11 protein-coding genes are annotated in these 12,409 nt (G+C 58.7%); 4 read left to right on the top strand and 7 right to left on the bottom strand.

Annotated features, from left to right (window positions below):
* Window positions 1-4: 4 nt before the first annotated feature.
* The 4 genes from pstB to A11A3_RS07980 all read right to left on the bottom strand — a co-directional run bounded on the left by pstB (window position 5) and on the right by A11A3_RS07980 (window position 4,766).
* A complete protein-coding gene (pstB, locus tag A11A3_RS07995) occupies window positions 5-814 on the bottom strand; it encodes a phosphate ABC transporter ATP-binding protein PstB (RefSeq protein WP_202802679.1) in 810 nt (269 codons plus the stop codon).
* Window positions 815-904: 90 nt separating this feature from the next.
* Window positions 905-2,173: a phosphate ABC transporter permease PstA gene (gene pstA / locus A11A3_RS07990; protein WP_008928775.1), complete on the bottom strand. Its 1,269-nt coding sequence runs from the start codon at window positions 2,171-2,173 to the stop codon at window positions 905-907.
* Window positions 2,174-2,183: 10 nt separating this feature from the next.
* Window positions 2,184-3,572, bottom strand: a complete 1,389-nt coding sequence (gene pstC, locus A11A3_RS07985; protein ID WP_008928774.1) for a phosphate ABC transporter permease subunit PstC — start codon at window positions 3,570-3,572, stop codon at window positions 2,184-2,186.
* Between the two features lie 147 nt (window positions 3,573-3,719).
* A complete protein-coding gene (locus A11A3_RS07980) occupies window positions 3,720-4,766 on the bottom strand; it encodes a PstS family phosphate ABC transporter substrate-binding protein (protein ID WP_040296925.1) in 1,047 nt (348 codons plus the stop codon).
* A 240-nt stretch (window positions 4,767-5,006) separates the two neighbouring features.
* On the opposite strand from A11A3_RS07980, the gene A11A3_RS07975 reads away from it, so the two are divergent.
* Genes A11A3_RS07975 through A11A3_RS07965 form a run of 3 tightly spaced genes read left to right on the top strand, consistent with a single transcriptional unit; the run spans window position 5,007 to window position 7,322 of the window.
* Complete coding sequence (locus A11A3_RS07975; RefSeq protein ID WP_008928772.1) at window positions 5,007-5,552, top strand: TRAP transporter small permease subunit; 546 nt, start codon at window positions 5,007-5,009, stop codon at window positions 5,550-5,552.
* Window positions 5,552-6,922, top strand: a complete 1,371-nt coding sequence (locus A11A3_RS07970) for a TRAP transporter large permease (RefSeq protein ID WP_008928771.1) — start codon at window positions 5,552-5,554, stop codon at window positions 6,920-6,922. Before A11A3_RS07975 ends, A11A3_RS07970 begins: the two co-directional genes overlap by 1 nt.
* Before the next feature lie 4 nt (window positions 6,923-6,926).
* On the top strand, window positions 6,927-7,322 hold the full coding sequence (locus tag A11A3_RS07965; RefSeq protein ID WP_008928770.1) for an acyl-CoA thioesterase: 396 nt from the start codon (window positions 6,927-6,929) through the stop codon (window positions 7,320-7,322).
* Between the two features lie 7 nt (window positions 7,323-7,329).
* On the opposite strand, the gene A11A3_RS07960 is transcribed toward A11A3_RS07965, so the two are convergent.
* Entirely contained in the window at window positions 7,330-8,448 is a 1,119-nt protein-coding gene (locus A11A3_RS07960) for an FAD-dependent oxidoreductase (protein ID WP_008928769.1), read from the bottom strand.
* Between the two features lie 105 nt (window positions 8,449-8,553).
* Between A11A3_RS07960 and A11A3_RS07955 the strand changes: the two genes are divergently transcribed.
* The gene (locus tag A11A3_RS07955) at window positions 8,554-9,474 is read left to right on the top strand and encodes a LysR family transcriptional regulator (RefSeq protein ID WP_008928768.1); all 921 of its coding nucleotides are present in this window, start codon (window positions 8,554-8,556) and stop codon (window positions 9,472-9,474) included.
* On the opposite strand, the gene A11A3_RS07950 is transcribed toward A11A3_RS07955, so the two are convergent.
* Together A11A3_RS07950 and A11A3_RS17710 are read right to left on the bottom strand one after the other, a co-directional pair.
* Window positions 9,440-10,252, bottom strand: coding sequence for a CPBP family intramembrane glutamic endopeptidase (locus A11A3_RS07950; protein ID WP_202802678.1), 813 nt, complete (start codon window positions 10,250-10,252; stop codon window positions 9,440-9,442). The genes A11A3_RS07955 and A11A3_RS07950 overlap by 35 nt on opposite strands.
* A 324-nt stretch (window positions 10,253-10,576) precedes the next feature.
* Complete coding sequence (locus tag A11A3_RS17710; protein ID WP_157375491.1) at window positions 10,577-12,385, bottom strand: AAA family ATPase; 1,809 nt, start codon at window positions 12,383-12,385, stop codon at window positions 10,577-10,579.
* Between the last annotated feature and the right edge of the window lie 24 nt (window positions 12,386-12,409).

Here is a 12,409-nt window from a genome sequence, read left to right as displayed (position 1 = left end):
CTCCTTAACCAAAGCGGCCCGTAATATAAGCTTCCGTGAGACTGTGCTGGGGCTTGGTGAACACAGTGTCCGTGTCATTCATTTCCACTAGATGACCGAGGTGGAAATAGGCGGTGCGTTGCGAAACCCGCGCCGCCTGCTGCATGGAGTGGGTGACGATGGCGATGGTGTACGACTCGCTCAACTCGGCAATCAGCTCCTCGATTTTGGCGGTGGCGATGGGGTCCAGCGCCGAGCAGGGCTCATCCATCAGCACCACTTCCGGGCTCACCGCGATGGTGCGCGCAATGCACAGCCGCTGCTGCTGGCCACCGGACAGGCCGGTGCCGGGCTGGTGCAGCCGGTCTTTCACTTCTTCCCACAGGCCGGCCTTGCGCAGGCTGGTCTCGACGATCTCGTCCAGGTCGTACTTCTTGTTGGCCAGGCCATGCAGGCGCGGGCCGTAGGCCACGTTGTCATAGATCGACTTGGGGAAGGGATTGGGCTTCTGGAACACCATGCCCACCCGCGCGCGCAGTTCCACCACATCCATTTTCGGATCATAGAGATCCTGCTCCTCCAGATGCAGCGACCCGCTCACACGGCAGATGTCGATGGTGTCATTCATGCGATTGAGCGAACGCAGGAAGGTGGACTTACCACACCCGGACGGGCCGATCAGGGCCACCACCTCGTTCTTGCCGATATCCAGGCTGACACCGTGGATGGCCTGCTTGTCGCCGTAGAACACGTCCACGTCACGCATGCGCATTTTCGGGTCATCCACGAAGGGTGCACCCACGGTTTTTTCCGGATAGGGATGTTCATTACTCATTGGCGGCTTACCTTCGGCCTGCAGGGGGTTGGCAGCACGGCGCACCTGCTGCCCCTTGTTCAATGTTGATGCGTTATCCATGTGCTCTCCTTACCAGCGCCGCTCGAGGCGCTTGCGCAGGAACACCGCCAGGGTGTTCATGGCGATCAGGAAGGCCAGCAGCACCATGATGGCGGCGGAGGTCAGTGCCACGAAGGACTGCTCCGGGCTGTCGGCCCACAGGTAGATCTGCACCGGCAACACGGTGGCCGGGTCGACCGGCCCGGCGGGCACATCGACGATAAAGGCCACCATACCGATCATCAGCAGCGGCGCGGTCTCGCCCAGCGCCTGGGCCATGCCGATGATGGCACCGGTGAGCATGCCGGGCATGGCCAGCGGCATCACATGGTGCAGCACCACCTGCATGGGCGACGCGCCCAGGCCCATGGCCGCTTCGCGGATACTCGGCGGCACCGCCTTGATGGCCGCGCGGCTGGAAATGATGATGGTCGGCAGCGTCATCAGCGTCAGCACGATGCCGCCCACCAGCGGCACCGAGCGCGGCATGCCGAACAGGCCGATAAAGATGGCCAGGCCTAGCAGGCCGAAGATGATCGACGGCACCGCCGCCAGGTTGTTGATGTTGACCTCGATGAAGTCGGTGAACCTGTTGCGCGGCGCGAACTCTTCCAGATAGATGGCCGCTGCCACGCCGATGGGGAAGCTCAGCAGCAAGGTCACCAGCATGGTAAAGAAGGAACCGCACACCGCGCCCCAGATACCCGCCAGCTCCGGCTCGCGGGAATCACCACTGGTGAAGAAGGACGCATTGAACTCCTTTTTCACCTGGCCGTTGTCATCCAGGCTGGTGAGCCAGGCCTTCTGCTCCGGTGTCAGGCGTGAATCCTCGCGGCCCTGGCGGTCGGCCTTGAAGTACTGATCCACATCGTCGTCGGCCAGCAGCCACAGGGTCCGGGTCTGGCCCAGCAGCGCCGGGTGGCTGGCCAGCATGTCGCGCAGCGGGTAGCCGGCGCCGGTACTGATCAGGCTGTAGAGCTCACGCTTCTGGCCACGGCTTTGTACCTGCGGGAAACGCTCGCGCAGGGCATTGCGGATCACGCCGTCATAGTTGGCGAAGTTGAGCTGATCCTGGTTGGTAGCGTCGTCGATGCCCAGGGTATCGGCATCAAAGGTCACTTCCATCTGGATGTAGTGCTCGAAAAACGCCGTGTGGCCCTTGCCGATGATGTCGGTGAACAACAACAGCAGTGCCAGCAGGCCAAAGGCGATGGAGGCAATGCCGAAGGCCCGGAAGCGTTTTTCCGCCCGGTAACGCTTGGCCAGGGACTGGCGAACCTGTTCGGTGGTTTTGCTCATCTCTGGCTCCCTACTCGTATTCTTCGCGGTATTTCTTGACGATGCGCAGGGCCAGCACGTTCAGCGCCAGCGTCGTCAGGAACAGCATCAGGCCCAGGGCAAAGGCCGCCAGGGTCTTGGCACTGTCGAACTCCTGGTCACCGGTGAGCAGGGTGACGATCTGCACCGTCACGGTGGTCACCGCCTCCAGCGGGTTCACGGTCAGGTTGGCGGACAGGCCCGCCGCCATCACCACGATCATGGTCTCGCCAATGGCCCGGGACGCGGCCAGCAGAATGCCGCCCATGATGCCCGGCAGCGCCGCCGGAATGATCACTTTCTTGATGGTTTCCGATTGCGTCGCCCCGAGCCCCAGGGAACCGTCGCGCAGCGACTGGGGAACGGCGGTGATCACGTCATCGGCCAGCGATGACACGAAGGGGATGATCATCACCCCCATCACCAGGCCCGCCGCCAGGGCGGATTCGGAGGCCACATCCAGCCCCATGGATTCGCCCAGGTTGCGAATGAAGGGCGCCACGGTCAGGGCGGCGAAGAAGCCGTACACCACGGTAGGCACCCCGGCCAGCACTTCCAGCGCCGGCTTGGCGAAGGCGCGCAGTTTCGGGTGGGCGTACTCGGCCAGGTAGATGGCCGACATCAGCCCCACCGGCACCGCCACGATCAGGGCGATGGCGGAAATCAGCAGGGTACCGACAAACAGCGGAATGGCACCGAAGAACCCCTCCGAAGCCACCTGGTCAGCGCGCAGGGCAATCTGCGGGCTCCACTTGAGGCCGAACAGGAAATCCACCGGCGAGATCTTGCCGAAGAAGCGGATGGACTCGAACAGCACCGACATCAGAATCCCCACGGTGGTGAGGATGGCGATCAGCGCGCACAGCATGAACAGCACCTGCAGCACCCGCTCCACCTGCTGGCGGGCGCGCAACTGCGGGGAAATCTTCAGCCAGCCCCAGGCCGCACCCAGCATGCCCACCACGATCACCGCCACGGCCAGGGCCATGGTGCTGATCTGGCGCAGGTGCCCCAGGCGCTCCGCCGCGGCGGCCACCGCCGGGCTGACGCTGTCCACCGGCAGGGCGCCGCTGGCCACGTTGTTGATCTGGTTGAGCAACAGGCCACGGGCCGACTCGCTGGCCGGCAGCTGGTCCGCCGGCAGGCCACCGATCACCAAGGTGCGAATGAAGCTGTCGTCAAACACCAGCCACAGGCCCAGCACCACCAGCGCCGGGATGGCACACCACAGCGCCGCGCGCATGGCGTAGTAGAAGGGCAGCGAATGCAGGTGGCGAATGCCGCCCAGCGGCCGGGCCAGGGCCATGGAGCGCTGGCGCCCCATGTAATAGGCCACGGCCACCATGACCACCACCAGCAACAGCAGGTTACCCGTATCCATTAACAATTCCCCGTACGTCTCAAGGCCGTGGCGTGTCCTGCCAGGGCAGCAAAAAACCGGTCTGCCGGTCGGCGAAAAAGCCCGGGGCCGAGGCCACCGGGCTGCAAAGCATCCCTGCTTTTTGTTTTCGCGTCAGGCGCTTAGACCTTAGTGAAGCTCGTCACCGGTCATCGGCGTCAGGTTACGGGCCTGCTTGCCCATGTCAGCGCGCAGGTCGTCACCCAGCGGGATCATGCCCTTGTCGGCCAGGTAACCGTCCGGGCCCCAGGCTTTCTCGCTGGTGAACTCTTTCACGTAACCCTCGATACCCGGTACCACGCCCACGTGCGCCTTCTTCACGTAGAAGTACAGGGAGCGGGACAGCGGGTAGTCGCCGCTGGCAATGGTATCAAAGGTCGGGGCGTTACCGGCCACGTTGGCCGCCTGGATCTTGCCGCGGTTCTGGTCCAGGTAGGAGAAGCCGAACACACCGAAGGCGGCCGGGTTCTTCTGCAGCTTCTGCACGATCAGGTTGTCGTTCTCGCCGGCTTCGATGTAGGCGCCGTCTTCACGGATGCTGCGGCAGATCGCCTTGTAGCGGCCCTTGTCTTCGCTCTTGATGGCCTTCAGCCAGGGGAAGGTCTTGCAGCCGCCTTCAATGGCCAGCTCGTCAAAGGCATCGCGGGTGCCGGAGGTCGGCGGCGGGCCCAGCACTTCGATCTTGGTATTGGGCAGGGCCGGGTTCACGTCCTTCCAGGTCTGGTAGGGGTTGGCCACCAGCTCTTCCTTGCCGTTCGGGTTCGGTACTTCCTTGGCCAGGGCCAGGAACAGGTCACGCAGGGTCAGGTCGACGTGCTTGGCTTCGGCGGAGTTGGCCACCACGATGCCGTCATAACCGATCACGACCTCGGCGATGTCTTTCACACCGTTTTGCTGGCACTGCTCGAACTCGGACTTCTTCATGCGACGCGAAGCGTTGGTGATATCCGGGTTCTGGGTGCCGACACCGGCGCAGAACAGCTTCATGCCGCCGCCGGAACCGGTAGATTCGATTTTCGGGGTCGGGTGAGAGGTGCTGCGACCGAAACGCTCGGCCACGGTGGTGGCGAACGGATACACCGTGGAGGAACCCACGATGGAAATGTAATCACGGGCGCTGGCCGGGGCGCTGGCCAGGGTCAGGGCGGTTGCCGCGCTGGCAACCAGGGCTGTCATTTTCAGTTTCACGATACGTCTCCTGGTTTTTGGCCGGCATCCTCGCCGGTTTTTTCTCTACTGGTTGCGCATCCTAGAGCCCCTATATGACAGCAAAATGACAGCCAGGGGAAATTCCGCCCCGCGGGCTGACCCCGGCCCGCAGGGCCCGTATAATCAGGCCCCGCCGGGGCGCGGCAATGTCGGGGGCCTCGCCCGCCGGCCATTGTCGACCCTTTCCCCTGCCGCTATTGGGCGCCTATGACAGAACAATTACAACGCTGGCAGCAGCGGCTGACCCGCTTTACCTGCGCCATTGGCCGCACCAGCGCCTGGCTGGCGCTGGCACTGGTGCTGGTGATGGTCGCCGTGGTGATGCTGCGCTATGCCTTCGGCATCGGCAATATCGCCCTGCAGGAATCACTGATGTATCTGCACGGCAGCCTCTTCATGCTCGGCATCGCCTACACCCTGGCCGAGGACGAGCACGTGCGTGTGGATGTGTTCTACGCCCGCTTTCGCCCGCGCACCCGCGCCTGGGTCAACCTGCTGGGCACCCTGTTTCTGCTGCTGCCGGTGTGCGGCGCCATCTTCGGCCTCAGCCTGCACTACGTGACCAGCAGCTGGCACACCCTGGAAGGTTCCGCCAACGGCGGCCTGCCCTTCCTTTACCTGCTCAAGAGTCTGCTGCTGGTACTGCCGGTGCTGCTGCTGGTGCAGGCCATCGCCGAGCTGCTGCGCCATGGCCTGGCCGTGGCCGGCCACCCCCTGCCGGCGCCGCAGGAGCACCCCGGGGAGGGCCTCTGATGAGCTGGATTCCCCTGTTGATGTTCGCGGTGGCCTGCCTGGTGCTGCTGAGCGGCTACCCGGTGGCCTTTGCACTGGGCGGCACCGGCCTGCTGTTCGCCGGCGCCGGCATGCTTACCGGTCATTTCAACCCGGCGGACCTGACCTTCGTGCCCAACCGCCTGTTCGGCATTGTCGAGAACACCACCCTGATGGCGGTGCCGCTGTTCGTGTTCATGGGCGTGATGCTGGAAAAATCGAAAGTGGCCGAGAAGCTGCTGTCCAGCATGGGCCAGCTGTTCGGCCCGCTACCCGGCGGCATGGGCCTGGCCATCATCCTGGTGGGCGCGCTGCTAGCGGCCAGCACCGGCATCGTCGGCGCCACCGTGGTAACCATGGGGCTGCTGTCGCTACCCACCATGCTGCGCCAGGGCTACCAGCCGCAGCTGTCCACCGGCCTGATCTGCGCCACCGGCACCCTGGGCCAGATCATCCCGCCGTCCATCGCCCTGGTGCTGCTCGGTGATGTGCTCTCCAACGCCTACCAGGACGCCCAGCTCAAGCAGGGCCTGTGGAACCTGGATACCGTCTCCGTGGGTGACCTGTTTGTCGGTGCCCTGCTGCCCGGGCTGATTCTGGTGGGCCTGTACCTGCTCTACGTAATGATCATCAGCCTCTGGAAACCGCACCTGGCGCCGGCCTTCCAGCGCGATGACAACAGCCCGCGCAGCTGGGCCGGCCTGCTTGGCGGCCTGCTGCCACCGCTGCTGCTGATCGCCGCCGTGCTCGGCTCCATTCTCACCGGCACGGCCACGCCCACCGAAGCCGCCGGCGTCGGCGCCTTCGGCGCCATGCTGCTGGCCGCCGGCAATCGCCAGCTGAGCCGGGCCATGCTTGGCGAAGTGGTGCGCGCCACCAGCCGCGTCACCGCCATGGTGTTCATGATTCTGATCGGCGCCAGCCTGTTTTCGCTGGTGTTCCGCGGCTTCGGCGGCGAGGAATCCGTACACGCCCTGTTTAACAGCATGCCCGGCGGCGTGGTCGGCGCCACCCTGATGGTCATGCTGCTGATCTTCCTGCTGGGCTTTATCCTCGACTTTATCGAGATTACCTTTGTGGTGGTGCCGATCGTCGGCCCGGTACTGCTGGGCATGGGGCTGGACCCGATCTGGCTGGGGGTGATGATCGCGCTCAACCTGCAGACCTCGTTTTTGACCCCGCCGTTCGGCTTCGCCCTGTTCTACCTGCGCGGCGTGGCCCCGGCCGAGGTAAAAACCGCGCAGATCTATCAGGGCGTGATACCCTTTATCGCCATACAATTGTTAATGCTGGGCATTCTGGCACTGTTCCCGGAACTGGCGACCTGGTTACCGCATCTTTTATACGGATAAGAACATGACTGACAACGCAGACGACATCCCGCAACCGAAAGGCACCCTGGCCATCCAGACCATTGCCATGCCCCAGAGCGCCAACTGGAACGGTGACATCTTCGGCGGCTGGCTGGTCTCGCAAATGGACCTGGCCGGCGCCGTCACCGCCCGCAAGAAAGCCCGCGGCCGGGTTGCCACCGTGGCCATCGACTCCATGGCCTTTCTGCGCCCGGTACCGGTGGGCGCCGTGGTCAGCTGCTACACCCAGATGCAGGACATCGGCCGCAGCTCCATGCAGATCCTGGTGGAAGTGTGGATCCGTGAAGACACCGGCACCCTTTCCAAGGTGACCGAAGGCCACTTTACCTTCGTGGCCATCGACAACACCGGCCGCACCCGCGCCGTCCCCCGCGACTAGCGGGCAGTCAGAGCGGGCCCAATCCCCGCATCCAGAACGCACTCAACTGCGCCATGGACCCGACAGGCGCCGCTGACAACGGCACGGGCGTCTCGGCAAAAAGCTGTTCCGCCAGTTGTCGACCGGCGTGCTGGGCCGCGCAGCACTTGTCGATGCGCCGCTGATAAAACGTGGCCAGCATCGCCGGCAAATCCCCGCTCTCGTCCAGTAATCGCCCCAGGTGCCAGGCATCTTCCAGTGCCTGACAGGCCCCCTGCCCCGAGGTCGGCAGCGGCGCATGGGCCGCATCACCGATCAGCAGCACATTGCCCCGGTGCCAGTAGGGCAGCGGGTCCATATCGTGAACAAAAATGCGATGGCGCGAGCCCTTTTCATGGCAGGCCAGCGCCGTCTTCACCGGCTCGGGCCAGTGCTGAAACCGCCCATGCATCTCCTCATACCAGCGGGTTACCGGGCGCGCTCGGTCCAGCGATGCCCGCCAGCCCGCAGCCCAGTAACAGACACCCGGCTTCACCGGCACCACCCCGAAACGCTCCCCCTGCCCACGAAAATCCTGGATGGCATTGTCCAGCACGCCCGGGCCCGGCTCACTGATACCGACAATATTGACGAAGCCCTGGTAACGGGGGCGCACCGTGTCAGCAAACAGCACCTCGCGCACCACCGACTGCATGCGCCCATCAGCGCCCACCACCAGCTCCGCCTCCCGACTGAGCATGACAATATCCGCAGCCGTCATGGCCCGGCCAAAGTGCATCTCCACCCCCTGCGCCCTGGCTGCCCGGTAGAGGATGGCCATCAGATCACGGCGCAACACCGTCACCGTGGCAAAGCCACTCAGCACGTTCAGCGCCTGGATATCCCGCTCACCCTGGCTGACGCCCCGGTGATCCCACTGGCGCACAAAGCGCGGCGCCCCACCCACAGCGCTGACCTCGCCCGCCAGCCCCATCTGCTCAAGCACAAAGAGCGCATTGGGCCACAGGGTCACCCCGGCGCCCAGAGTAGTAATCCGCTCATGGCGCTCATACAGGCAAACCCGCCAACCCTGCCTGGCCGCCAGTATCGCCAGCGCCAGGCCGGCCACACCGGCACCGACAATGGCAAGGTGTTGTCTGTTTTTCATGGTCTCTCCCTGCTAGTGGTAAATGCAGCAGAGAGTTTCACCAAGCCATTCAGAAGGATAAAGATGCTATATTTGGCAGGTTAATCCCGCTTTTTGAGATAATGGATGATCGAAAACATCGAGCTACCCTGGCTACTCAGCTTCCAGGCGGTGTATCAGCAACTGAGCATCAAGCAGGCCGCCGAGCAGCTGCAATTACCCACCTCCAATGTCAGCCGACACCTGGCCCTGCTGGAGCAACAGCTCAATGTGCGGCTGCTGGAGCGCACCACCCGCAAGATGGTCCCCACCGCCGCCGGCAGGCAGCTATATCAATCCATCATGCCGCTTACCCAGGCCATGGACAGCGCCCTGCAAGACACCGCCCTGCAGGGCGATACCCTGAACGGGCATCTCAAGATCATCATGCCGGACCTGCCCTTTCTGGCTGACATCGTCGCCGACTTCTGCCTGCATCATCCCCGCATCCAGCTGAGCGCGGACACCCAGCTGAACCCGGTGGAAGGCATACTGGAAGGCTTCGACCTGGTATTGCGCTTCGGGCGCGGACAACTGGAGGACTCCGGCTGGGTCGCCAGGGAGATCCTGCGCTGGCCAAGCTGCGTCGTCGCCGCCCCCTCATTGCTTGCACAACACCCGCCACCGCGCTCGCTCGGTGAACTGGGCAAAGTGCCCTGCATTACCAGCCTGTCGGTGCTACAGGGCATGCCCTGGCGCTTCGAAAAGGGCCAGACACTACCGGTGCACTCACACTACAAGGTCAACAGCGGCCACATGGCCAAAGCCGCCGCCCTCAAGGGCCTGGGCTTCGCCATCCTGCCGCAGCATGCCTGCCAGGCGGAGCTGGATAACGGCGACCTGGTACAAATCGACCCCGGCCTCAAACCGGAAGATCTGGTGTTGTATGCGTTTTATTCAGGGAGGAAATATCCGTTGGAGAAGGTGAAGGTGTTTCTGGAGCACCTGCAAATCGCACTGGTTCAGCAGGGGATCAGCCAACAACCTTCGCCGCAGAACCCAGTATAACTACACTGAAAATCGCCCAGTCATTAATGATATGCGCCCCGGTTGATACCCAGATATTTTTCGTCTTGATATAGGCAAGGGACAAAACCAGACGAGCGCTGCCGATAATCAGCAAACACTGTAGAAGATTCCAGTTATAGGATGGCAAGTGCACCAGGCCAAAAAGTATCGATGAAAGCAACCAGGCCAACAGCAACGACCGGCCCCGCGACAGATTGAGCCGATCATGGGCCAGGGACAATATGGCCAGAAACGGCAGCACAGTCAGAACTTCTTCTCCGAACAACTGGGGCACCGTACGCAGAAAGAAAAGCCCGCGCTCCGAGGCGCCCAGTCCCGCAAGCCCCACCACCGCCGCATTTGCCTCCGCGCCAAACAGCGTCATGATCAGCCAGCCAACCAAGGTGCTTACCAGCAGGTTAAGAACCGCGAACCCCAGCATCCAGCCCACGTCCGCACGCCTCACACGGCGAAAAAGACAACGCCAGTGAGCTCCGACCATTATTCTCAGAGCCACCAATGGAATCGCGGGGAACAGCAAGGTACGGATAAAAATACCCAGATCACTGGTAAGGATAGGGACATCAACCGTCAGGCAGGCGAACCCTGCCGCAACCGCCACCAGAACAACAAGCCACTTAACGGCAGAAAGGGAAACGGGCTGACCACGGTAAAACGGGAAATCTTCCCCGGGCCGCTCCAGCCAGCTCAGCCTGGCGTTTTTCGGTTCTTCATTCTTATTCGTCATTGCGCTGCCAGCCACCACTGAACGTTTCATCCGAATCAGATCATACGCATCACCTACATGCATATACTCTTTTCGGGTATCCGCTACCGACCCGTCGGCTCAGTAAAAAGCTTTATCCAGTCAAGCTCACAAAACGCAAAAGGCCGCCTGCCACAAAGTGACCGATTCCTTCTTGGTTTATGCGTGCCCTGTATTTATTTTTTATTGGGTTCGTATTCCGTGCACGACGCAAGATCTGACCCCATTTAGCCTAATACGTTTCTTATTTTCACAATGGCTCCTGGTGAAATCTAACGTTGAAGCTGTGCGGCGCAAACGAAGCGCAGCGTAGTTTGCGTCCGAACGAGCGTATTGTTAGCCATTGATTATACTTTCTATTATGTTGAAAGCAGTTTCAAAACCAGAGAAATCCTCAGCTGTTCCATTCTCACAAAGCCAACTACACATATTGCCTTTTTCGTCTTTATTAACAGTCTTTGAGGCTGGAATATTTGTTTCTACCCCACGAACTCTTTTTGAAGATTCCTCATGAATATCAATGTACTGAGGATTTTCGCCTTCAATTTTATTAATAGTATCTTCCGAAAACAGATTCTCTATTCCTATACTGATAGGGTTGTCAACAATTGATGGTAGTACTCTCTTAAAAACCAAGTTTTTCTGTATATCCTGTTTATTTGTATCGCAGTCATACAGAAGAATTATTTTGTTTGGCAGCACTTCTGAAACTGAGTTGTTATAACTCTTCCAGATCTTATCTAAGTTACCAAACCCATCACCATCTTTGAGCTGTATACAATCCAATAAATTAGTTTTCCCCAGAAACTCGGCCGCTTTATTAAGGTATCGAATATCGTAATCACCCTCAACAAAAACTATCGGTTTTGAGTGCTCTTGAATTTCAGAAAATATCTCTTCTCGATGCTTAGTGGTTTCTTTAAATGCCTCATATGCTGCGATAAATTCAGAAAAGTCATTAGCTGCGACTTTTTTACCATTTGGCAAGTTAATTATTTCAAAGCCATCCTCCCCAAACTCCTGCTCCATGCCAAGAAGAAAAAGAGGTGCGTGTGATGTAACTATAAATTGAACATTCGGGAATGATTTAATCAGCTTAGGCAAAACATCTTTCTGATGCACTGCATGAAGGTGAGCATCAATTTCGTCTATAATAACAACCCCCTTGATGTCATTAAGATTGTTAAATTCTCCTTCGGAAAGATCATAATCTCTGATGATAGAAAGAAATAAATTTACAAGCTGTACTTCACCAGTAGAGAGCTGAAATAAATTTGGTACCCAAACCTGTTCATCCTTCATAACAGATATTTGGCGATTTTGCCTTGTGCCGGCTCCAAGCCTAATATTTCCTTCTTCATTCAGTATTACACGTATTACCTGCAATACCGCTTCGTAAATATTAGAGCTTTGCCCTCTGTAACCTGCAAAAACAGGAATCATAGGAGGGTTAGGGTTTCCCTGAACCGGTAGTGTCACATTATGAGTTTGAATATCAAATGCCTGTCTATCGAATATTAGATCAAGCAACCAGTTGATATTGTTTTTAAGAGGAGATGTGCAGATTATATCTCTATTAGAATACCCTGTGATTTTTTTCAGTTCTGTATAACTAGCTTTCGATTTTAGATTGGTTAGATTTAGCCATCCTGGCTCTTCAAATCTGTTAACTGGAAAGTACAAACAGCATTGCTGTTTGAAGATTTTCTTTGTGTTTTCCAAGTTTCCTCTAAAGGAAGAAATGAAGTGTGAGTATTCTGTTCCGGGAATTTGGTTCCATTCTCGCCTTGGCGCCGTATAACCTAGCTTTTCTTCGAACTCGTTTCTTGTAAGTGATAGTTGCCATTCTTGAACTTTTTCACCAGACTCAAATTCTACGCTTGAAAATGAGTACGATTCACCAGATTTTATATAGTTTGGGCTTCTATACTTAAAAACCTTTCCTTTTTCAACTTCAACATCCTCATATACTTCTTGTTTTCCTACCACAAGAGTATTTACGAGGTGAGCTAGAAATATGCTTTTCCCAGATCCATTTTCTCCAACGACAATCAGCGGTTTAGGAGAATCGTCTGCTTTCGGAAAATTGACGCATAAACTTGCGAGTGGACCAACATTATCAATTTCAGCTTTCTTAAATAACATATTTATTTGCCCGAATTTTTATGA

Origin of the sequence: Alcanivorax hongdengensis A-11-3 (assembly GCF_000300995.1) — a bacterium.
Lineage (GTDB): Bacteria > Pseudomonadota > Gammaproteobacteria > Pseudomonadales > Alcanivoracaceae > Alcanivorax > Alcanivorax hongdengensis.
This window is presented reverse-complemented; position numbering and strand designations above follow the sequence as displayed.